Annotated in this window: 18 protein-coding genes; 17 read left to right on the top strand and 1 reads right to left on the bottom strand. The window is 56.3% G+C overall.

The window, feature by feature from the left end; genetic code table 11:
- Nucleotides 1-210: 210 nt before the first annotated feature.
- The 9 genes from nifJ to HW273_RS07115 all read left to right on the top strand — a co-directional run bounded on the left by nifJ (nucleotide 211) and on the right by HW273_RS07115 (nucleotide 11,972).
- Nucleotides 211-3,741, top strand: a complete 3,531-nt coding sequence (nifJ, locus tag HW273_RS07075) for a pyruvate:ferredoxin (flavodoxin) oxidoreductase (RefSeq protein WP_179011109.1) — start codon at nucleotides 211-213, stop codon at nucleotides 3,739-3,741.
- Nucleotides 3,742-3,884: 143 nt separating this feature from the next.
- A complete protein-coding gene (gene der / locus HW273_RS07080) occupies nucleotides 3,885-5,213 on the top strand; it encodes a ribosome biogenesis GTPase Der (protein ID WP_179011110.1) in 1,329 nt (442 codons plus the stop codon).
- Nucleotides 5,213-5,857, top strand: coding sequence for a glycerol-3-phosphate 1-O-acyltransferase PlsY (gene plsY / locus HW273_RS07085; RefSeq protein ID WP_179011111.1), 645 nt, complete (start codon nucleotides 5,213-5,215; stop codon nucleotides 5,855-5,857). Before der ends, plsY begins: the two co-directional genes overlap by 1 nt.
- Before the next feature lie 68 nt (nucleotides 5,858-5,925).
- The gene (locus HW273_RS07090; protein ID WP_179011112.1) at nucleotides 5,926-6,915 is read left to right on the top strand and encodes an NAD(P)H-dependent glycerol-3-phosphate dehydrogenase; all 990 of its coding nucleotides are present in this window, start codon (nucleotides 5,926-5,928) and stop codon (nucleotides 6,913-6,915) included.
- Nucleotides 6,916-7,192: 277 nt separating this feature from the next.
- A complete protein-coding gene (locus HW273_RS07095; protein WP_179011113.1) occupies nucleotides 7,193-8,392 on the top strand; it encodes an ABC transporter substrate-binding protein in 1,200 nt (399 codons plus the stop codon).
- Between the two features lie 138 nt (nucleotides 8,393-8,530).
- Nucleotides 8,531-9,412 (top strand): branched-chain amino acid ABC transporter permease, encoded by an 882-nt coding sequence (locus HW273_RS07100; protein ID WP_179012484.1) that lies wholly within the window; start codon nucleotides 8,531-8,533, stop codon nucleotides 9,410-9,412.
- 1 nt (nucleotide 9,413) lies between these two features.
- Nucleotides 9,414-10,487 carry a branched-chain amino acid ABC transporter permease gene (locus HW273_RS07105; RefSeq protein WP_330603973.1) on the top strand — a complete coding sequence of 358 codons (1,074 nt, stop codon included), beginning with the start codon at nucleotides 9,414-9,416 and terminating at the stop codon, nucleotides 10,485-10,487.
- Nucleotides 10,488-11,249 carry an ABC transporter ATP-binding protein gene (locus HW273_RS07110; RefSeq protein ID WP_179011114.1) on the top strand — a complete coding sequence of 254 codons (762 nt, stop codon included), beginning with the start codon at nucleotides 10,488-10,490 and terminating at the stop codon, nucleotides 11,247-11,249.
- 9 nt (nucleotides 11,250-11,258) lie between these two features.
- Nucleotides 11,259-11,972: an ABC transporter ATP-binding protein gene (locus tag HW273_RS07115; RefSeq protein WP_179011115.1), complete on the top strand. Its 714-nt coding sequence runs from the start codon at nucleotides 11,259-11,261 to the stop codon at nucleotides 11,970-11,972.
- Between the two features lie 20 nt (nucleotides 11,973-11,992).
- On the opposite strand, the gene HW273_RS07120 is transcribed toward HW273_RS07115, so the two are convergent.
- Nucleotides 11,993-13,372: an MATE family efflux transporter gene (locus HW273_RS07120; protein ID WP_179011116.1), complete on the bottom strand. Its 1,380-nt coding sequence runs from the start codon at nucleotides 13,370-13,372 to the stop codon at nucleotides 11,993-11,995.
- Nucleotides 13,373-13,606: 234 nt separating this feature from the next.
- On the opposite strand from HW273_RS07120, the gene HW273_RS07125 reads away from it, so the two are divergent.
- From HW273_RS07125 to ffh, 8 genes are all read left to right on the top strand, one after another.
- The gene (locus HW273_RS07125) at nucleotides 13,607-14,473 is read left to right on the top strand and encodes a helix-turn-helix transcriptional regulator (RefSeq protein ID WP_179011117.1); all 867 of its coding nucleotides are present in this window, start codon (nucleotides 13,607-13,609) and stop codon (nucleotides 14,471-14,473) included.
- 74 nt (nucleotides 14,474-14,547) lie between these two features.
- Nucleotides 14,548-15,573, top strand: coding sequence for a phosphate acyltransferase PlsX (plsX, locus tag HW273_RS07130; protein ID WP_179011118.1), 1,026 nt, complete (start codon nucleotides 14,548-14,550; stop codon nucleotides 15,571-15,573).
- Between the two features lie 45 nt (nucleotides 15,574-15,618).
- Complete coding sequence (acpP, locus tag HW273_RS07135) at nucleotides 15,619-15,849, top strand: acyl carrier protein (RefSeq protein WP_179011119.1); 231 nt, start codon at nucleotides 15,619-15,621, stop codon at nucleotides 15,847-15,849.
- A gap of 17 nt (nucleotides 15,850-15,866) precedes the next feature.
- A complete protein-coding gene (gene rnc, locus HW273_RS07140) occupies nucleotides 15,867-16,571 on the top strand; it encodes a ribonuclease III (protein ID WP_179011120.1) in 705 nt (234 codons plus the stop codon).
- Complete coding sequence (gene smc, locus HW273_RS07145) at nucleotides 16,552-19,839, top strand: chromosome segregation protein SMC (RefSeq protein WP_179011121.1); 3,288 nt, start codon at nucleotides 16,552-16,554, stop codon at nucleotides 19,837-19,839. The genes rnc and smc overlap by 20 nt, the downstream gene beginning before the upstream one ends.
- 1 nt (nucleotide 19,840) lies before the next feature.
- Nucleotides 19,841-20,713, top strand: a complete 873-nt coding sequence (ftsY, locus tag HW273_RS07150; protein ID WP_179011122.1) for a signal recognition particle-docking protein FtsY — start codon at nucleotides 19,841-19,843, stop codon at nucleotides 20,711-20,713.
- A 374-nt stretch (nucleotides 20,714-21,087) separates the two neighbouring features.
- The gene (locus HW273_RS07155) at nucleotides 21,088-21,402 is read left to right on the top strand and encodes a sigma factor-like helix-turn-helix DNA-binding protein (protein ID WP_179011123.1); all 315 of its coding nucleotides are present in this window, start codon (nucleotides 21,088-21,090) and stop codon (nucleotides 21,400-21,402) included.
- The gene (gene ffh, locus HW273_RS07160) at nucleotides 21,392-22,777 is read left to right on the top strand and encodes a signal recognition particle protein (protein WP_179011124.1); all 1,386 of its coding nucleotides are present in this window, start codon (nucleotides 21,392-21,394) and stop codon (nucleotides 22,775-22,777) included. The genes HW273_RS07155 and ffh overlap by 11 nt, the downstream gene beginning before the upstream one ends.
- The last annotated feature ends 5 nt before the right edge of the window (nucleotides 22,778-22,782 follow it).

Consider the following 22,782-nt stretch of genomic DNA (forward strand, 5'->3'; position numbering starts at 1 on the left):
TCTTTTTTTGTGCAAAGCATACCATAGTCTATTACTGGGAATTCCTTTTTTTCGTGCACTGTGCATTGTATTTTATTCAATAATCCTACGTTTATCTTTGCAAAATATGGGGGAAATGCTATACTTAATTTCGTATGATATCCCTTGAAACGGGTTCTCATAAATACTTCACCGCATCCAATGTGGCTATTCATTTTCCAGGAGGGTTTTATGGCAAGAAAAATGAAAACTATGGATGGAAACCAGGCAGCGGCACACGCTTCGTATGCTTTCTCCGAAGTAGCCGCTATCTTTCCCATCACACCGTCATCCGTCATGCCGGAGCATGTAGATGAGTGGGCGACCGAAGGCAGACAGAACATTCTCGGCGAGGCGGTACAGGTTACCGAGATGCAGTCCGAGGCAGGCGCCGCAGGTGCTGTGCACGGCGCTCTCGCCGCAGGCGCGCTGACGACGACCTTCACGGCTTCTCAGGGGCTTCTCCTGATGATCCCGGACATCTACAAGGTTGCCGGAGAGCAGCTCCCGGGTGTATTCGACGTTTCCGCCCGTGCGGTCGCGTCTCACGCGCTCTCCATCTTCGGCGATCATTCCGACGTGATGGCATGCCGTCAGACCGGTGCCGCTCTGCTCTGTGAGTCCTCGGTTCAGGAGGTTATGGATTTAACCCCGGTGGCTCATCTCGCAGCATTAAAGGGAAGGATTCCGTTCATCAACTTCTTCGACGGCTTCCGTACCTCTCACGAGATCCAGAAGATCGAGGAGTGGGACTATGAGGATTTGAAGGATATGGTGGATTGGGAGTACATCGATGCCTTCCGCGCACGTTCCCTCAATCCGAACCACCCGGTAGAGAGAGGCTCTGCGCAGAACCCGGATATCTTCTTCCAGGCACGCGAGGCTTCCAATCCTTACTATGATGCACTTCCCGCTATTGTCCAGGAGTACATGGACAAGGTTAATGCAAAGATCGGCACGAATTATAAGCTCTTCAACTACTATGGTGCAGCGGATGCGGAGCATGTCATCATCGCGATGGGCTCTGTAAATGACACCATCGAGGAGACCATCGACTACCTCGTAAAGACCGAGGGCGCCAAGGTCGGCGTGGTGAAGGTACGCCTGTACAGACCGTTCTCCGCAGAGGCACTGATCGAGGCGCTGCCGGAGACCGTGAAGACCATCTCCGTGCTTGATCGGACGAAGGAGCCGGGCTCTATCGGTGAGCCGCTCTACCTCGATGTGGTTGCTGCGCTTTCCGGCAGCAAATTCGCAGCTGTGAAGATCCTTTCCGGCCGCTACGGCCTCGGCTCCAAGGATACGACGCCGGGACAGATCGTTTCCGTATACAGAAATCAGGACAAGAAGAGATTCACCATCGGCATCCATGACGATGTGACCTATCTTTCTCTTCCGGACGGCCCGGCACTCGTTACGACTCCGGAGGGAACCGTGAACTGTAAGTTCTGGGGACTCGGCGCGGACGGTACCGTAGGTGCGAACAAGAACTCTATCAAGATCATCGGCGACAATACCGATATGTACGCACAGGCTTACTTCGACTATGACTCCAAGAAGTCCGGCGGCGTAACCATGTCTCACCTCCGCTTCGGCAAGAAGCCGATCAAGTCGACCTATCTGATTCGCAGAGCGAACTTCGTAGCCTGCCACAATCCGGCATACATGACCAAGTTCAACATGGTGCAGGAGCTGGTAGACGGCGGAACCTTCCTCCTGAACTGCACCTGGTCCAAGGATGAGGTCGGGAAGCACATCCCCGGACAGGTCAAGAAGTACATGGCGGAGCATCATATCAAGTTCTACATCATCAACGGCGTGAAGATCGGTATCGAGACCGGCATGGGTCCGACCCGTATCAATACGATTCTGCAGTCCGCTTTCTTTACGCTGACCGGAATCATCCCGAAGGAAGAAGCGAACCAGCTGATGAAGTCCGCCGCACAGAAGACCTACGGACGGAAGGGCGAGGATGTCGTAAAGAAGAACTGGGATGCGATCGACGCAGGCGCCAACGCCTTCGAGGAGATCACGGTTCCGGCAGAGTGGGCAGACTGTGAGGACGAGGGCCTCGAGTTCACCACTAAGACAGAGGGCAGAAAGGATGTTCTGGACTTCGTCAACAATATTCAGAACGCCGTTTCCGCACAGGAGGGCAACAGTCTTCCGGTATCCGCCTTCAACGATTATGTGGATGGCTCTACGCCGGTCGGCAGTGCAGCCTATGAGAAGCGCGGCATCGCCGTAAACGTTCCGTTATGGAATCCGGACAACTGTATCGAATGTAATTTCTGTTCCTATGTCTGCCCGCACGGCGTCATCCGCCCGTTCGCCTTCACAGAGGAGGAGGTCGCCGCAGCACCTGCCGGCATGAGAGTCAAGGGGCTGAACGGCATGGCAGGCTATCAGTTCGGCATCAAGATTTCCGCGCTCGACTGCGTTGGCTGCGGCTCCTGCGCGAACGTATGTCCGGGTATGAAGGGAGAGAAGGCGCTTACCATGGTTCCGATCGCAGAGCAGTATGGAGAGCAGAAGTATTTCGATTATGCTGTGAAACTACCGATCAAGGACGATGTCGTGGCGAAGTTCAAGGAAACTACGGTGAAGGGCTCGCAGTTCAAGCAGCCTCTCTTCGAGTTCTCCGGCGCCTGCCCGGGCTGCGGAGAGACACCGTACGCGAAGCTGATCACGCAGCTTTTCGGCGACAGGATGTATATCGCCAACGCGACAGGATGCTCCTCGATCTGGGGGAATTCCTCTCCGTCTACGCCGTACACTGTCAATGCCAAGGGACAGGGTCCGGCATGGGACAACTCTCTCTTTGAGGACAATGCCGAGTTCGGCTACGGTATGCTGCTCGCACAAAATGCGATTCGCGACCGTCTCCGGAAGCAGGTAGAGAGAATCGCCGAAGCAGACGCCTCCGTAAAGGCAGCCGCACAGGAGTATCTGGATACCTTCGCTGTCGGTGCGACCAACGGTACGGCAACCAATAAGCTGCTCGCAGCGCTGGAGGGTAAGACCGATGAGATCTCCCTCGACCTTCTGAAGAATAAGGATTTCCTCGCGAAGAAGAGCCAGTGGATCTTCGGCGGCGACGGCTGGGCTTACGATATCGGCTTCGGCGGTCTCGACCATGTGCTCGCTTCCGGTAAGGATATCAATGTCATGGTATTCGACACCGAGGTTTACTCCAATACGGGCGGACAGTCCTCCAAGGCTACCCCGACCGGTGCTGTCGCACAGTTCGCTGCCGGCGGTAAGGATACGAAGAAGAAGGATCTTGCCGGGATCGCAATGTCCTACGGCTATGTATATGTAGCGCATATTGCAATGGGCGCAGATATGGCGCAGACTGTAAAGGCGATCTCCGAGGCAGAGGCATATCCGGGACCGTCCCTGATCATCGCCTATGCTCCGTGTATCAACCACGGCATCAAGAAGGGCATGGCGAAGGCACAGACCGAGGAGAAGCTCGCCGTAGAGTCCGGATACTGGAACAACTTCCGCTTCAACCCGCTGGGCGGCGACAAGAAGTTCAGTCTGGATTCCAAGGAGCCGAAGTTCGAGGGCTATCAGGAATTCCTGAAGGGCGAGGTGCGTTATCTGTCCCTTGCGCTCAAGAATCCGGAGCGTGCAGCTGCGCTGGATGCGAAGAACGAGGCAGAGGCAAAGGAGCGCTACGAGCATCTGAAGAAGCTGGTCGAGCTCTACAACAACTAAGCATTTACAAACAGCATCACCTGAGAGAGGGGGCGGAATTTCCGCCCCCTCTTTCTTTCTCTCCGATTTAATGCTATACTTTATTAGCTTTTGGGCACTTTTCGGTATGAACGAAAATAAAGAGCGGATTTGAGGGAAATACAATGAGGAAAGCAATCGTAGCAGTAGTGGGACGACCGAATGTCGGAAAGTCCACACTCTTTAACGTGATCGCGGGGAAGCAGATCTCCATCGTACAGGATACGCCGGGTGTGACACGGGATCGGATCTATGCGGATGCGAGCTGGCTGAACTATCATTTCACACTGGTGGATACCGGCGGGATCGAGCCGGATGCGCAGGACGTGATCCTGAGCCAGATGCGTTCCCAGGCGGAGCTTGCCATCGATACGGCAGACGTCATTCTCTTCGTGACGGATGTCCGTACCGGCGTAGTGGACACGGATTATGAGGTGGCGGAGATGCTCCGGAAGTCCGGGAAGCCGGTCGTGCTCTGTGTAAATAAGGTAGACAGCTTTCAGAAGTTCGGAAACGATATTTATGAGTTCTACAGTCTCGGACTGGGAGATCCGTTCGGTGTTTCCTCTGTGAATCAGCTCGGACTGGGAGATCTGCTGGACGAGGTCGTGAAGCACTTCCCGGCGGAGCTGAGTACGGAGGAAGAGGACGATACTGTGAAGATCGCGCTGATCGGGAAGCCGAATGTCGGCAAGAGCTCCCTCGTCAACAAGCTGCTCGGACAGAACAGGGTCATCGTCTCGGAGATCGCGGGTACGACGAGGGATGCGATCGATACGGAGGTCGTACACAACGGAGAGCACTATATTTTCATCGATACCGCCGGACTTCGGCGGAAGGGCAGAGTCAGTGACGATATCGAACGCTATTCCGTCATTCGTACCGTCGCTGCGGTGGATCGCGCGAATATCTGCATCGTGATGATTGATGCGACGCAGGGCGTGACGGCGGAGGATGCCCGGATCGCCGGGATTGCCCATGAGTCCGGGAAGGGCGTCATTATCGCCGTCAATAAATGGGACGCCATTGAGAAGACGGACAAGACCATGCAGGAATTCAAGAAGACCATGAAGGAGACATTTGCCTATATGGACTATGCGGAATTCCTCTTCATTTCCGCAGAAACCGGACAGCGTCTGCACAAAATCTTCGAAATGGTAAATTTCGTCCGGCAGAACCAGACGCTCCGCATCAAGACCGGCGTGCTGAACGAGATCATGGCGAAGGCAACGGCGATGAAGCAGCCGCCCTCTGACAAGGGAAAGCGGCTGAAGCTCTACTATATCACGCAGATCGGCGTGGAACCGCCCGCCTTCGTCATCTTCGTGAACGCCCGCGAGCTGATGCACTTCTCCTATACGAGATACATCGAGAATCAGATCCGGGAAGCGTTCGGCTTCGTTGGTACCCCGCTTCGGTTTATTATCCGCGAAAGAGGGGAGGAAAATGTCTGATGGATCTCATGCACAGTTGTATCGCCCTGCTGATCGGCTTCCTCTTCGGCAATATTCCGAACGGCTATCTTTATGCACGGTCGCAGGGGCATGATATTTTCAAGGAGGGCTCCGGCAATCCCGGCAGCACCAATGTGCTTCGCACAATGGGGAAGAAGGCCGGTGCGACGGTACTGCTGATGGACATCGCGAAGACTGTCTTTCCGATCTTCCTGCTCACGCTGCTGTGGAGGGTGGAGAGCCCTGCGCTGCGGGCGCAGCTCAGTCTCGTGACAGGCTTCGGCGCGATCCTCGGACATGATTTCACTGTCATTCCGAAATTAAAGGGCGGAAAGGGCGTCGCCTGCACCGGCGCGCTGCTGCTGGTCTTCGACTTCCGGCTGGCGCTGCTGCTCCTCGCTGTATTTATCGGAATCGTTCTCATAAGCGGCTATGTGAGTCTGGGCTCCATCATCGGGGTAAGCCTGTTTTTCCTCTCCGTGCTGCTTTTCGGGCGGAGCGGCTGGCTCCCTGTCACAGAACAGACCTATTTATCATGTACGCTGCTGAGCTTCCTGATCGCAGCACTCTGCATCTTCCAGCATCGTGCAAACATTCAGAGGCTTCTGCACGGCAGAGAGAATCGGTTCGGACATAAAAAATAAGACAGGCATACAGGGAAGCGTCTCCTCCGGGAGACGTATTTTCGACAGAAGAGAAAGGGAGGGAAGGAATGAAGGCAGCGGTAATCGGCGCGGGAACATGGGGAACGGCTCTGGCAATCGTACTGGCGAAGAACGGGCACGAGGTAATGCTCTGGTCGAAGTTTCCCGCAGAGATCAAAGAGCTGATGGAGACACGCCGCCACAGGAATCTGCCGGGAGCGGTGCTGCCGGAAAATATCACCGGAGAGACAGCACTGCGTGCTGTCTGTGAGGACTGTGCAGTGCTGGTTCTCGCAGTGCCTTCGATCTATGTTCGGGAAACAGCGCGGGAGATGTCTCCCTATGTCTCTCCCGGAAAGATCGTCGTCACGGTAGCGAAGGGCATCGAGGAGGGCAGCCTCCTCACCATGACGGAGCTCGTGGAGCAGGAAATCCCGGCAGCGCGCGCAGCGGTTCTCTCCGGACCGACGCATGCGGAGGAGGTATCGCGTCTGCTGCCGACAACCATCGTCGCGGGTGCACGGGAGGAGCAGACTGCCCGCTTCGTACAGGACTGCTTCATGAATGAGAGCTTCCGGGTCTATATCAATACGGATGTAAAGGGAGTCGAGATCGGTGCAGCGCTGAAAAACGTTATCGCGCTCGCTGCGGGGATGGCGGACGGACTTGGCTACGGCGACAATACGAAGGCTGCACTGATTACCCGCGGCATCGCGGAGATTTCCCGCCTCGGCATGAAGATGGGCTGTCGGCCGGAGACCTTCGCCGGGCTGTCCGGCATCGGGGATCTGATCGTCACCTGCGCTTCCATGCATTCGAGAAACCGCCGTGCCGGAATCCTGATCGGCGAGGGCAGGAACTATGAGGAGGCAATGCGTGAGGTCGGACAGGTCGTCGAGGGCGTCTATGCCGCGAAGGCGGCGTTGGAGCTTTCGGAACGATATGAAGTCAGTATGCCGATCGTAGAGAAGGTAAACGAGATCCTCTTTGCCGGCAAGCCGGTCCGCGAGGCAGTTCGCGAGCTGATGCTCCGGGATCGAAAGGAAGAGGGAATATAAGAAATCCTCCGATACAGGAAGTCCTTCTCAGGTCCCTTTCCCGCCGGTGCGCTGTTCCTGTCTCGCAATAGGTAAGCCATTCAGATAGGCAAAGCTGCCAATATTTCATTTATACGAAATATAATTTAAATGAATACCTCATGACTTTGATGTGAATAAAAGTTATAAAAGTCATTGACATTATAATTTCCTATGCCTATAATACAGAAAAGTTTTTACAGCGCTCCCGACAGCGCTGCAAGACATTTGCCGTCGCAGGGAAAAGGAGGAGGAAATTATGAAGAAGAGAGCATATGCAGCTTCCATGGCGATGATCATGACGGCAGCGCTGGCTGCCTGTGGGAATTCCGGCAGCGGCAGCGCTTCGACGAGCGCGGCGGGAGAATCTGCCGCAGCATCCGAAGCGGAGGGGCTGAGCTGGAAGATCGGCTCGCAGGGGCCCCTGACAGGAGGCGCGGCAGTATACGGCAATGCGGTCGTGAACGGTGCGGAGGTCGCGATTCAGGAGATCAATGCGAACGGCGGCATCAACGGTTATCCGATTTCCTATAAAAAGGCGGACGATGAGCACGATCAGGAGAAGGCGATCAATGCTTACAATTCTCTGAAGGATTGGGGAATGCAGTTCCTCGTAGGCCCGACGACCTCGGCTCCGACGATCGCAGTCGGCGCGGAGGCAGAGGCGGACAACCTGTTCATTCTCTCTCCGTCCGGTTCCGCTGTGGAGTGTACGGCTCCCAAAAACGTATTCCGCATCTGCTTCTCCGATCCGGCACAGGGCGCGAAGTCCGCACAGTATATCGGAGAGCATAAGCTCGCGGCAAAGATCGGCATCATCTATGATTCCTCCGATGTGTATTCCACAGGAATCCATGATTCCTTTGTGCAGGAGGCGCCGGGCTACGGGCTCGAGGTCGTCGCAGACGAGCAGTTCACCGCAGATTCCAACAAGGATTTCTCGACCCAGCTCCAGAAGATGAAGGACAGCGGCGCGGAGCTCGTATTCCTGCCGTTCTATTACACCGAGGCGGCGTTGGTGCTGACGCAGGCAAATACCATGGGCTTCCAGCCGACCTTCTTCGGCTGCGACGGGATGGATGGCATCCTGAATATGGAGAACTTCGATACCTCCCTTGCTGAGGGGCTGATGCTTCTGACACCGTTTGCAGCGGATGCAACAGACGAGCGTACGGTGAATTTCGTGAAGAGCTATAAGGAGAGCTACAGCGAGACCCCGATCCAATTCGCAGCAGATGCCTATGATGCGGTGTATGTCCTGAAGGCCGCGGCAGAAAAGGCGAACCTGAGCCCGGACATGACAGCCGCAGAGCTCGGCACGAAGATGGAGGAGACAGTTCCGACGCTGACCCTCGACGGACTGACCGGTGCCGGCATGACATGGAACGAGAACGGCGACGTGGACAAGGAGCCGAAGGCAGTCGTCATTAAGGACGGTGTCTACGTTTCCGCGGAGTAAGAATAGAAAAGAAGCTCCGTTCCGAGACGGAGACGATCAAAAAGGGTTGCGGAGGCAGCCCTTTTTGATCGTCAGGGAGCAAGCTTAGGACGATGGAGGCCTGGACGCTTTCATCCGGGAAAGGGATACGATGATATGATGAGCTTTATATCCTATTTTTTCAGCGGCGTGAGTCTCGGCTCCGTCTATGCCATCATTGCGTTGGGCTACACCATGGTGTATGGGATCGCAAAGATGCTGAATTTTGCGCACGGAGACATCCTGATGGTCGGGAGCTATGCCGCTTTCCTTGCACTGAATACGCTGGGACTGCCGATTCCCGTGGCAGTTCTTCTCTCCGTGCTGGTCTGTACTCTGCTGGGCGTTCTGACCGAGAGAGTGGCGTATAAACCGCTTCGGCAGGCGAATTCCCTGTCGGTGCTGATCACCGCAATCGGGGTATCCTATCTCCTGCAGAATCTGGCGCTGCTCCTCTTCGGCGCGAATCCGAAAAGCTTCAGCTCCTTCGTGCCGCTTGCACCGCTTCGCTTCCGGGATGGCGCGCTGACGATCTCCGGAGAGACGGTGGTGACAATTGTGGTCTGCCTGCTGATCGTCGGCGGACTCCTGCTCTTTATCAACCGTACCAAGGCAGGGCAGGCGATGCTCGCCGTCTCGGAGGACAAGGGCGCAGCGACGCTGATGGGCGTCAATGTGAACCGTACGATCGCCATGACCTTTGCGATCGGCTCCGCGCTGGCGGCAATCGGCGGCATCCTACTCTGCTCGGCGTATCCGACCCTGACCCCGACGACCGGCGCGATGCCCGGCATCAAGGCGTTTGTCGCCGCCGTGCTCGGCGGGATCGGTTCGATTCCGGGCGCCTTCATCGGAGGGATTCTCCTCGGGGTGCTCGAGAACCTGTCCAAGGCGTATATTTCCTCGAAGCTTTCGGATGTCATTGTGTTTTCTGTGCTGATCGTTGTACTTCTGGTGAAGCCGACCGGGATTCTCGGCAAGAAGGTCATGGAGAAGGTATAGGATGATGAAAACAAAGCAGAAGATCTTTCGCAGCAACGGCATTACCTTTCTGATGATCGTGCTTGCCTACCTTATCGTCGAGGCATTTCTTCAGAGCGGGAATATGAGCTCCTTGATGAGGGGACTGCTGGTGCCGCTCTGCATCTACAGCATCATGGCTGTCAGCCTGAATCTGGTCGTCGGCGTCTCGGGGGAGCTTTCCCTCGGACATGCCGGCTTCATGTGCGTCGGCGCGTTTGCGAGTGCGACATGGTCGATGCTGATGAAGGGAAGCGGGCTTCCGACGGGACTTGTCTTTTTCGCAGCGCTTCTGATCGGCGCCCTGTCCGCAGCGCTCTGCGGCTTCCTGATCGGCATTCCGGTGCTCCGGCTGAAGGGCGATTACCTCGCGATCGTGACGCTCGCCTTCGGAGAGATCATCAAAAATCTGATCAACGCGCTTTACTTCGGCGTAGATTCCAGAGGGATGCATTTCTCCCTGAAGGATAATATGGCGCTGGGACTCACAACAGGCGGGCAGACCATCATCAAGGGCGCACAGGGCATCACCGGCACGCCGAAGCTTTCCAGCTTCACGGTCGGAATCGTGCTTCTGCTGCTGGTGCTCTTCGTCGTGCTGAACTTCATGAATTCCCGTGCCGGACGTGCCGTCATGGCGATCCGTGACAACCGCATCGCGGCAGAATCCATCGGTCTTAATGTGACAGGCTATAAGCTCCTGACCTTCACCCTTTCCGCGGCGATCGCCGGCATCGGCGGCGTGCTCTATGCTCATAATCTGAGCTCCCTGCAGGCACTCCCGAAGAACTTCGGCTATAACCAGTCCATTATGATACTGGTTTTCGTGGTGCTCGGCGGAATCGGAAATATGCGCGGCTCCGTCATTGCCGCCGTCGTCCTGACACTGCTTCCGGAGCTGCTGCGCGGACTCAATGATTACCGCATGCTGATCTATGCGGTAGTGCTGATCCTGATGATGCTCTTCACCTCCGCGCCCGGACTGATTCAGCTCCGAGAGCGGATCGGACAGCGTTTCCGGGGAGGACTCGCGAAGCAGGGAAAGGAGGGGGTGTAAATGGCGATGCTGAGTGTGAAGGCGCTGGGGATCTCCTTCGGCGGTCTGAAAGCGGTAGATCAGTTTCATGTCGAAATCGAGAAAAATGAGCTCTACGGGTTGATCGGGCCGAACGGTGCGGGAAAAACCACCTGCTTCAATCTCCTGACCGGCGTCTACAGGCCGACGGCGGGGCGAATCCTTCTGGACGGAGAGAACATTACCGGAATGCGCTGCGAGGAGGTCAATAAAAGGGGGATCGCGAGAACCTTCCAGAATATCCGCCTCTTCGGGCAGCTCTCCGTGCTGGACAATGTCAAGGCAGGGCTGCACAATCATTATCGCTATTCCGTGCCGGACGGGATTTTCCGCACCCCGAAATACCGGAGGACGGAGAAGGCGATGAATGAGCGGGCGCTGGAGCTGCTTACGGTCTTCGGACTCGAGGGCTTCTCGGACTATAAGGCGGGAAATCTGCCCTATGGACAGCAGAGAAAGCTGGAGATCGCCCGCGCTCTCGCCACAAAGCCGAAGCTGCTGCTTCTGGACGAGCCTGCGGCAGGCATGAATCCGAATGAGACGGAGGAGCTGATGCGCACGATCCGCCTCGTCCGCGATCGCTTCGATATGACGATCCTCCTGATCGAGCATGATATGAAGCTGGTTTCCGGGATCTGCGGCCGCCTTACTGTCCTTAATTTCGGGCAGGTGCTGAAGCAGGGGGAGACGCAGGAGGTGCTGCATGACCCGGAGGTCATCAAGGCGTACCTCGGAGACGAGTAAGGAGAGGGCATGAGCAGGATTTTAGAGGTACAGGAGCTGAATGTATATTATGGGATGATCCATGCCCTGAAGGGAATCTCCTTTCATGTGGAGAAGGGCGAGATCGTCACGCTGATCGGCGCGAACGGTGCAGGTAAGACGACGACGCTGCAGACTGTCACCGGACTGATTCCGGCGCGGAGCGGGAGAGTATTCTATAACGAAAAGGAAATCACACGGGTTCCGGGACACGAGCTGGTGAAGCGGGGGCTCGCCCATGTGCCGGAGGGCAGGCGCGTATTCGCGACGCTGAGCGTCTATCAGAACCTGATGCTGGGCGCCTTCACGAGAAGCGACAGGGCGGAGGTCGAGGAGAGCCTCCGTATGGTGTACCGGCATTTCCCGCGCCTTCAGGAGCGGAGAAATCAGATTGCGGGAACGCTCTCCGGCGGAGAGCAGCAGATGCTTGCGATGGGCAGGGCGCTGATGTCCAAGCCGGAAATGATCGTGCTGGACGAGCCGTCCATGGGGCTGTCTCCGATCTATGTGAAAGAGATCTTCGAGATCATCCGGAAGATCCACGAGAGCGGCGTGACCGTCCTCCTCGTCGAGCAGAACGCCAACAAGGCACTCGCTGTGGCAGACCGCGCCTATGTGCTCGAGACCGGACGGATCCGCCTCGAGGGAAATGCCTCAGCGCTTCTGGCAGACCCGAAGGTGAGGGCGGCGTATCTGTCGGAATAAGGACAGGAATACATGTGATTTCATTTTAAATGATGAATTTTCCGGTATCTATGGATTACCCTTAGCCCAATCAGCATAGCGAGTACAGCGGTAAGAAAATTACTTACGAACATAACTACACCGCAGCTCTGGCTGCCGAAATTTGTACAGTGCCTAAGGAAGAGGAAGACCGGGATGCGGAAGACGAAAACACGGGAAACATTGATGAGCAGCGTAAAGCGCGTCTCTCCGAGTCCGTAAAGCAGCGCCATGACGGCGCAGTTTGCGCCGAGCGGAACTGCGCCGAGTGCCTCCCAGCGATAGACATCCATGATCAGCTGCTGAAAGGCGGGATGATCGGAGGAGAAAAGCCCGGAGAGCGGGCGGAGCAGGCAAAGCTCCGCCCCGGAGACGAGTGCGCCCTCCAGCATACAGAGAAGGAGCGTGACGTGAAACGCCTGCAGCACCCGCTCCGGCTTCTGCGCACCCTCATTCTGGGAAATGATCGCGGCAGCGCCGTCCTGAAAACCGTTCTGCGGATTGGTCGTGATGCCGCCCAGATTGTTGGAGACGCCGAGTGCGCCGACGGTCAGCGCGCCGTAACCCGCAGCCATGGAATTGATGATCGTCTTGCCGAAGGAGAAGAGTGCCTTCTCGAGCATGACGGGATAGGAGGTATGGAGCATCGGGGCGGTCAGCTCTCTTCGGAAGCTGACCGAGGCGAGATGGAAGCCGAAGATATTGCCGCTGTCTATACTGTTCTTCACGGCGAAAAACAGCATCAGGCTCTGGGAAGCAAACGAGGCGTAGGCGATCATCACGAGATCTCCACGGAGGACGTAGACAAAGAGCGCCGTCAGTATAAGCTTCACCGTGATGCAGAGCAGGTTCAGCCGGAGGATGCGCTTCGCGTTGCCGCGGGCGCGTTCCACAGAGATATAGACATTGTCGAGGAAGCTGACGACAAGGACGAGGAGCTGCACACGGAAATAAGGCTGTCCGGTCCGGATCAGCTCCTCTGGCGTGCCTGCGAAACGGAGAAAGGCGCCGCTCACCGGCAGGATCAGGAGCAGGATGCCGAGTCCTGCCATGAGACACATCGCATAGAGCGTGGAGACCCGCCGCTTCACCAGCTCGAAGTTCTCCTCCCCGAAGGCACGGGAAATCAGGATGCCCGCGCCGATTGCAAGCCCGGAACCGATCGCAGAGAGAATGGAGCTTAATTGCGAGAGATATGCCACGGCAGAGACGGACTCGGCGCTGATGTGGGACGCCATCATGGTATCGAGGATGGAGAAGAGCTGCTGCAGAGTCTGGTACAGCGCGAGCGGCATGCCGACCGTCAGTACGACCCGCAGCATCGGGGCATGGAGACTCTCCTTGAGAAATTTCTCGTCCTTCTGTGATAAGCCTGCCGTCATACTCTATGATCCTTTCCTGAAAAAGCTATGCCTGCAAGTCTAGCATAGTAATTCTATATTTTCTAAGGAAAATATCTGTCAATTCTTGAAAATGACTGATTTTCTATTATAATCAGCAAGGGAGCTGCCCCGATTCTGTACAGCCGCCTTTATCCGCGCTTCAGCGAATTGCTTAGCTGAACTGTTACATAAAATGCGAAAGAAAATGATATAAAAGAGGATCGAAGAGAAGAAATGCAGTTTGGAAAAATCAAACAGATCGATCGGGTTTACGGAGAGCGCAGGGAACGGGAGCCTTCCTTCGTGATGCGGGATTATCATTATCATCGCTTTTATGAAATTTATTATGTAGAGCGTGGAAGCTGTCAGTTCTTCGTGGGGGACAGTCTGTACCGCATCGGGGAGGGCAGCCTCCTGCTGATTCCCCCGGAGAATCTTCATTATACCAGCTACAGGGAAAGCTGCCTGCGTTTTTCCATTTACTTCAGGCTTGCCGACATTGACAGAGAGAGCGACAGAACGATCCGATTCCGGAAACGTTTTGCTGCTCCTGTGCTGCTTCAGATTCCATCCGCATGGCAGGGTGAGATTCGGAAGCTTCTGGAACGAATGGAGCAGGAGGAACGGTTTTCCGACTACAGTACCGCAGCCTGTCTGCGCCTGCTGCTCAATGAGCTTCTGCTGCAGGCGATCCGCTTCGGAAATGTGGAAATGGAAGCGACCGGAGAGCTCTACAGCGAGGATGAGGCGATCCTCCGGGCAGCGCGCTATATCAGCCGGCATTATGAGGAGAGACTGACGCAGGGAAAGCTCGCGACGCTGAGCGGCTACTCCCCGAATTACTTCAGCCGCCGCTTCCGGGAAACGACAGGAATCGGCGCGCATGAGTATCTGCGGCTGACTCGTCTCCGGCACGCCGCTGCGCTGCTTCGGGCGGGAGAGCAGAGCGTAACAGTGATCGCTCTTTCCGTCGGCTTCAGCGATGCCAATTATTTCAAGGATGCTTTCAAGGCGATGTACGGGATTTCTCCCAGAGAATACCGTCGGGAATGCCGACGCGGGGAACGGGAGAACGGTATGGACACAGACCCGACAGCTTGATTTTTATAGCGAAAAACAGTAACATAGGTATGCTATGCAGCATTACGGTTTCTGACAGGGAGGACATGGCGCAGATGATCAGAATTGCGATAGATGCGATGGGTGGGGACAACGGTCCCGAGGTGATGCTCCGCGGGGCGGTCGATTCCCTTCCGCTCGTCCCGAATACGAAGCTCTTTCTCTTCGGCCCGGAGGAAAGACTGCGGCAGATTCTGTCCGGCTGTCACTATGACAGAGACCGGATCGAGCTCGTAGACGCGCCGGAGGTGGTGAGCCTGCATGAGTCTCCGGTGATGGCAGTCCGCAGGAAGAAGGATTCCAGCATTGTGAAGGGCATGCGCTTCGTGAAGGACGGCAATGCCGACGCGATCCTCTCCTCCGGCTCCACCGGGGCGATCCTCGCGGGAGGACAGCTGATCGTCGGCAGGCTCAGGGGGATACAGCGTCCGCCGCTGGGTGCGTTGATCCCGACCCGGAAGGGACTGAGCCTCCTCGTGGACTGCGGTGCCAATGTGGATGCGAAGCCGGAGTGGCTCGTGCAGTTCGCGGAAATGGGCAGCATCTATGTACGGAATATGCTCGGCATCGCACGTCCGACGATCGGACTTGTCAACATCGGCGCAGAGGAGGAGAAGGGCAACGCGCTCGTCAAGGAGACGATGCAGCTTCTCAAAAAGCAGGAGCGACTGAATTTCATCGGCTCTGTCGAGGCAAGGGACATCGTCGAGGGAAACTGTGACGTGATCGTCGCCGATGCCTTCGTCGGAAATGTCGTTCTGAAGATGTATGAGGGTGTCGCAAAAATGCTGCTCACGGAAATCAGCGGCGCATTGCGGCACAGCGGATTGCCGACCCTTCTCGGCGCAGCGCTGATCAAGGGAAGTCTCAAGCGGACGCTGCAGCGCTTCGATGCCAAAGCTGCCGGCGGCGCGCCGATCCTCGGGCTGAACGGGCTGGTGGTTAAGGTACATGGCAATACGGACGGTACGGAGGTGACGGCAGCTGTGCGGCAGGCGGCAGACTTCGTGCGAAGCGGTATTGTACAGAAGATCTCGGAGAACCTCGCCACAGAGGAGAAGGAAGCAGAAAACGAAGAGTAAGTCGCGCTTCCAGACATCAAAATGGAAGCCGGATAAGGAGAAACCATGGAATTTGAAAAATTAAAGAAGATCATCGCGGCAGAGCTTACAGATGTCAGCGAGGAGAGCATCACGATGGAAAGCCGTTTCGCAGAGGATTTGCATGCGGATTCCCTCGACGTCGTACAGATTGTGATGGCGATCGAGGAGGAGTTCGGGATCGAGATCCCGGAGGATGCCGCGGAGAAGATCCGGACGGTCGGCGAGGCGGTCGAGGCAATCCGGAGCGCAGAATAAAAGAATAAGGGAGCGGAATGAGAGATTTAACAGCATTACAGGCTTCTGTCGGCTATCATTTTCAGGATGAGTCCCTGCTTTTACATGCACTGACTCATCCATCCTTTTCCAATGAAAACGGAGATCCGAAGGAAGCGTCGAATCAGCGGCTGGAATTTCTGGGAGATGCCGTGCTGGAGCTGGTTTCCAGCCTGTTCCTCTTTCAGAGAGAGCCTGTGCTGCAGGAGGGTGTGATGACCAAGCTTCGGGCGTCGCTGGTCTGCGAGCCGACATTGGCGGAGAGTGCGCGGAGACTGCAGCTCGGTGATTATATCATCCTGGGGAAGGGAGAGGGGCGAGAGGGGATCAGCCAGAGAGATTCCGTCCTTTCCGATACCTTCGAGGCAGTGATCGGCGCGATATATCTGGACGGCGGAATGGAGCCGGCACAGCGCTTCATCACGGAGTTTGTCCTCTCAGATATCGAAAATAAGGAGCTTTATCACGACGCGAAGACCATGCTGCAGGAATACAGCTCGCAGAACCATCGAGAGCTTCGTTATGCGCTTCTGACGGAGGAGGGGCCCTGCCATGACCGTACCTATCGAATCGAGGTGCGTCTGGATGAGATGGTTTACGGCATTGGTGAAGGCTCCTCCAAAAAGAAAGCGGAACAGGCGGCAGCATATCAGGCGCTATGCAGAATAAAGGCGGAAACCGGTAATGTATTTAAAATCCATTGAGATTCAGGGCTTTAAATCCTTTGCAAATAAGACTGTTCTGGATTTCAGCGAGGGAATCACAGGCATCGTCGGCCCGAATGGCTCCGGAAAATCGAATATATCCGACGCTGTGAGATGGGTTCTGGGAGAGCAGAAGGTGAAGCAGCTCCGCGGCGCCTCGATGCAGGACGTGATCTTCGCGGGGACGCAGCAGCGCCGGCCGCAAAGCTATGCCTATGTGGCAATCACGCTGGATAACGCGGATCACAGTCTCGCGCTCGATTATCCGGAGGTTACCGTAACGAGACGGCTCTACCGTTCCGGAGAGTCGGAATATGTGCTGAACGGCACGGAATGCCGCCTGAAGGATATCAACGAGCTTTTTTACGATACAGGAATCGGCAAGGAGGGCTACTCTATCATCGGGCAGGGACAGATCGACAAAATCCTGTCCGGAAGACCGGAGGAGCGGAGAGCGCTCTTCGACGAAGCGGTCGGCATCGTGAAGTACAAGCGGAGAAAGGACGTTGCGGAAAAGAAGCTTGCGGAGGAGCAATCCAATCTCACCCGCGTAAGCGACATTCTCGCGGAGCTGGAACGGCAGGTCGGCCCGCTCCGGCGGCAGTCGGAGCAGGCGAAGGAATACCTTTCGCTCCGCGAGCGGCTGCTCCTGCTCGACGCGAACCTCTACCTCCGGGATATGGAGGCAGTGACGAAGGAGCTTGACAGCCTCGGGGAAAATGAGAGCATTGTCAATGAAGATCTGCTCCGTGCGAGAGAGGAGTCGGAGGCGCTTCGCGTGCAGTATGACACGATCGAGGAACGGCTCCGCAGTCTGGAGCAGCTTCTCACCGAGCATCGGAAGGGGATCTCCCGCGCAGAGCTCCTCCGCAGCAATCTTTCGGGACAGATCGATGTACAGCGGGAACAGATCTCCTCAGAGAAGAACAATGCACAGCATTATACTCAGCGGATCAATGCCCTGAAGAAAGAGCAGTTCGACACGATCGCGGGTATCGAGGACAATCTCTCGGTGCTGCATTCCATCCGGGAGCAGATTTCCTTCATCCGAGAGCAGGGAAGCGGAGAGGTCGAGCAGGAAAATGTCGAGCTGGATCTGCAGCTGATCGACGCGACGCTTTCCGAGACAGACTCCATGGTGCATGCCTGTATGGGAGAGAATTATCCGCTGGAGGCGCGTCCGCTCCGAAAGGCAGAGGAGGGAGCTGCGCCTCGGGCAGGGGACGGCTTCCTCACCGGAATCGAAGCGAAGCGGCAGGAGCTTTCCGCACTTTCCGAGCGGCTAAGAAGCGAAGCGGAGGAGCTTAATCAGCTTCGCAGCGCGCTTTCTGCGCTCCGGCAGGAGGAGAACGGACTCGCCGAAAAATGCCGCCGGAGCTATCAGCAGACGGACAGCGCGAAGAACAGGCTGGAGACGCTGCAGAACCTGGCGGAGCGCTATGAGGGCTTCGGCAATGCCGTAAAGGCGGTCATGGATCGAAGAGCGCAGTACCCGGGGATGCTGGGCGTCGTGGCAGAGCTGATCGAGGTTCCGAAGGACTATGAAACGGCGATCGAAACGGCGCTCGGCGGCAGCATACAGAATATCGTGACGAGGGATGAGAATACCGCGAAGGCGCTGGTGGAGCATCTGAAGAAAAACCGGCTGGGACGCGCCACCTTCCTGCCACTTCAGAATATCCGCGGACGCCGGGACGAGAGCTGTCTCCGCGCCTCCCACGAGAAGGGTGTGCTTGGACTGGGCTGTGATCTGGTTCACTGCGCTGAGGACTATACGCTTCTCACAGAGCACCTTCTGGGGCGTGTGCTCGTGGTCAATACGCTTGAAAATGCACTGCAGATCGCAAGGAAGTACAGGCAGAGTCTCCGCATTGTCACGCTGGATGGGGAACTTCTGAATCCGGGCGGCGCGATCTCGGGCGGCGCCTACCGGAACAGCTCCAACCTGATGAGCCGCAGGCGGGAGCTGGAGGAGCTGGAGCGGGAGCTGCAGCTCTTCCGGGAGGAATCTGCGCTTCTGGAGGCGGAGCGAAAGAATGCCGGCAGTCGTGCGGAGGCACTTTCCGCGCAGCTTCTCCGCGGGGAGCAGGCGCTCAAAGAGCTCGAGCTGGAGAAGAATACCCGGACATTAAGCATTGCATCCGAGATCAACGTCGAATACAGCTCCCTGTCCACCCGCACAGATTTCGTGACAGAGAATCTGCACCGTCTGAATTCCCAGCTCGAACGGGTCTTCCGGGAGAGGTCGGAGATGGAGGATGCGCAAAGAAACTCCGACGGACTGCTCCGGGAAAAGGAGGAGCGAATCCGAGAGCTGCAGCAGCTGATCGAAAACGCTGCCGCAGAGGCCGCGCAGCTGCAGGAGGAAATTGTCCGGCAGGATCAGGAGCGGGAGAGCCTGCTCTCGGAACGGAAGGCATTTTTCGGAAAAAAGGATACGCTCTCCGAACGGCTCCTGTCTATGGAGAAGGAATCCCTCCGCGTCCAGAATAAACGGGAAAAGCTTGAGCAGCGCATCGAATCGCTGACGGCATACCTCTATGACGAATACGGGCTGACCTATCAGGCAGCGAAGGAGCGGTATTCGGAGGCATTTACCGATGTCACGGCGCTTCGCGGGGAGGTTTCCGGGCTCAAAGGACAGATCCGGGCGCTCGGCTCCGTCAATCTCGACGCGATCGAGCAGTATCGCGAGATCTCCGGGCGTTATGAGTTCCTGAATACGCAGTATCAGGATCTCGTCTGCTCCGAAGCCAGCCTGAAAAAAATCATAGACGATCTGGACGAGGGGATGCGGAAGCAGTTTCAAGAGAACTTCACCCTCATCCGGAAGAAGTTCAATGAGGTCTTCCAGGTGCTGTTCGGCGGCGGACAGGGACGGATCGAGCTGGACACAGAGGATCGCGATGTCCTCACGACGAGCATCAGCATCATTGCGGAGCCGCCCGGAAAGAAGCTGCAGAATATGATGCAGCTCTCAGGTGGAGAGAAGGCGCTGACGGCGATCGCACTGCTTTTCGCGATCCAGAGCCTGAAGCCCTCGCCATTCTGCCTTCTGGACGAGATCGAGGCGGCGCTGGATGATTCCAACGTCGCGCGCTTCGCGGATTACCTTCGTAATCTGACGGAGCGGACGCAGTTTATCGTGATCACGCACCGCAGGGGCACGATGGAACGGGCGGATCGCCTTTTCGGTGTCACGATGCAGGAGAAGGGCATTTCCGCGCTGGTATCTGTGGATCTGGTGCAGGATCAATTGGAGAACTGATATGGCAAATTTCTTTTCAAGACTGATGAATAATCTCTTCCAGTCCAACGAGGTGGCAGATGACGCCTTCTACGAGGAGCTGGAGGACGCGATGATCATGAGCGATGTCGGTGTCAATACGACGCTGAAAATCATCGAGGCGGTACAGCACGAGGCGGAGAGGCAGGGCGTGAACCTGACGCGGGATATCCGGCGAATCCTCCGAGACTATCTCTATGAGCTGATGCGCGCGGACGAAAGCTACTATGCCTTCGAGAAGCAGAAGAGCATTATTTCCGTGATCGGGGTCAACGGTGTCGGAAAAACGACCTCTATCGGGAAGCTCGCAAGCCTCTTCCATCGCGCCGGGAAACGCGTTATCCTCGCGGCGGGAGACACCTTCCGCTCCGGGGCGATCGAACAGCTCGTGGAGTGGGGGAAGCGCGCGAATGTCGATGTGATTCACCAGAGAGAGGGCGCCGATCCTGCGGCGGTCGTATTTGATGCGCTGCAATCCTTCAAGGCGAAGAACGCGGATCTTCTGATCATCGATACAGCGGGACGGCTCCACAACAAAAAGAACCTGATGCAGGAGCTCGGAAAGATCAACCGCATCATAGACCGGGAGTTCGCGGAGGGCTACCGGGAAACGCTGGTTGTGCTGGACGCGACAACCGGGCAGAACGCGCTGAATCAGGCGGAGATCTTCAAGGAGGCATGCGAGGTCACGGGCATCATCCTGACCAAGATGGACGGCACCGCCAAGGGCGGCATCGCGCTCGCGATCCAGGCGGAGCTGGGGCTCCCCGTGAAATATATCGGAACCGGAGAGAAGGCGTCGGATCTTCGGCGCTTCGACGCGAAAACGTATATAGACGGAATTATCGGCGGCTAAGCGCTTCGGTGTATGGCGTTAAACAATCATAGAAATGCAAAACAGGTGATTTTGCTGTAATAAAAGTAACTTGCTTATATGAAAAATAAAATTATATCAAAGTACAGTATATGGATTTTGCATTTGTTTATGGCAGCAGATATTTTTTCTGAAAGCCTTCAGACATATTAAAAATACATATTACAATGTATATCCATATGCTTTATATAGTGTTTTAAGGCTTTTGATTTTTGGCATGCTGATAGCAATCCAAGTCATAATTTTACATAAGCATTATTCCTTTATTAGGATGCCCCTGTGCTTGCCCCCTGTCAAGAAAAAATATTGACAGGGGCGCTTCCATCTGTTATGATACTCTGGCTTTGAGGTGAGCGATGGAAGAATTTGTGCGGAAGGGAATCCTTTTTTCTCTGTATGGCGGGCTTCTGAATGAGAACCAGCGGCAGGTCTACGAGTATCACATCATAGAGGATATGAGCTTTACAGAGATCGGAGAGCTTGTCGGCATCAGCAGACAGGCGGCGCAGGATCTGTTTCGACGGGCGGACCGGAAGCTTCAGCAGTCTGAGAATACGCTCCGGCTGCAGCAGAAGTTCACACGTCTTCGCTCGCTGGCGGAGCGGATACAGAGCGAGTCCGGAGAAGCACGGATCAGAGCATTGGCAGGAGAGATGATAGATGGCATTTGAGACGCTTTCAGATCGTTTAACAAATATATTCGCGGGACTCTCCGGAAAGGGGCGGCTCGGCGAGGAGGATGTCAATGCCGCACTGCGCGAGGTGCGCATGGCGCTCCTGGAGGCGGATGTCAACTTCAAGCTGGTCAGGGACTTTGTCGCGAAGGTGAGGGAAAAGGCGGTCGGGGAGGAGGTCCTGAACTCTCTGACACCGGCGCAGACCGTCGTGAAGATTGTGCATGACGAGCTCACGGAGATGATGGGCTCGGAGACGACGGAGATCAAGCTTCGTCCGCAGAGCGAGATTACTGTCCTGATGCTGATCGGTCTGCAGGGCGCCGGTAAGACAACCACCGCCGCGAAGCTCGCCGGGAAATTCCGGCAGCAGCACCGGAAGCCGCTTCTGGCAGCCTGCGACATTTATCGTCCGGCAGCGATCGAGCAGCTCCGTGTCAATGCGGAGAAGCAGGAGGTGCCGTTCTTCTCCCTTGGGGACAAGCTGAGTCCGGTGGAGATCGCACGGCGCGCGGTAGAGGAGGCAAAGGCGAAGGGCTATAATCTCGTCATTCTGGATACCGCGGGACGGCTGCAGATCGATGAACGTCTGATGGAGGAGCTGCAGGAGATCAAGCGCGCCGTCCATGTGGATTGGAGCATCCTGACCGTAGATGCGATGACCGGACAGGAGGCTGTCCACGTCGCGGAGACCTTCACGGAAAAGGTCGGCATCGACGGCGTGATCCTGACGAAATGCGACGGCGACACCCGCGGCGGGGCGGCGCTCTCCATCAAGGCAATGACAGGAAAGCCGATTCTCTGCCTCGGTATGGGCGAGAAGCTCTCCGAGCTGGAGCAGTTCTATCCGGATCGCATGGCGGGACGCATCCTCGGCATGGGAGATGTACTCTCCCTGATCGAGAAGGCGCAAAGTGAGATGGATGAGGAGAAGGCGCGTGCGTCCGTCCGCCGTCTTTCGAAGGGACAGTTCAGCTATGATGATTTCATGGAGCAGATGACGCAGCTGCAGAAGCTTGGCGGGCTCGGCGGGATACTCAAAATGCTGCCGGGCATGGGCAAGGCGCTGCGGGGGCTTGATCTCGAAGAATCGGAGAAGCAGCTCGGCAGAGTCAGGGTTATCATTCAATCCATGACCTATAAGGAGAGGGCGAATCCGAAGCTGATGAATCCATCCAGGAAGAGACGGATCGCAGCGGGCGCCGGTGTGGATATCGCAGAGGTCAACCGGCTCGTGAAGCAGTTCGAGCAGATGCAGAAGATGATGAAGCAGTTCGGCGGCACGATGAAATCCGGCAGAGGCGGCTTCCCCGGACTCGGCGGGATGCCCGGAATGGGCTTCGGCGGGAAAAGAGGCGGCTTTCCGTTTTAAACACG

Source organism: Oribacterium sp. oral taxon 102 (assembly GCF_013394775.1).
GTDB lineage: Bacteria > Bacillota > Clostridia > Lachnospirales > Lachnospiraceae > Oribacterium.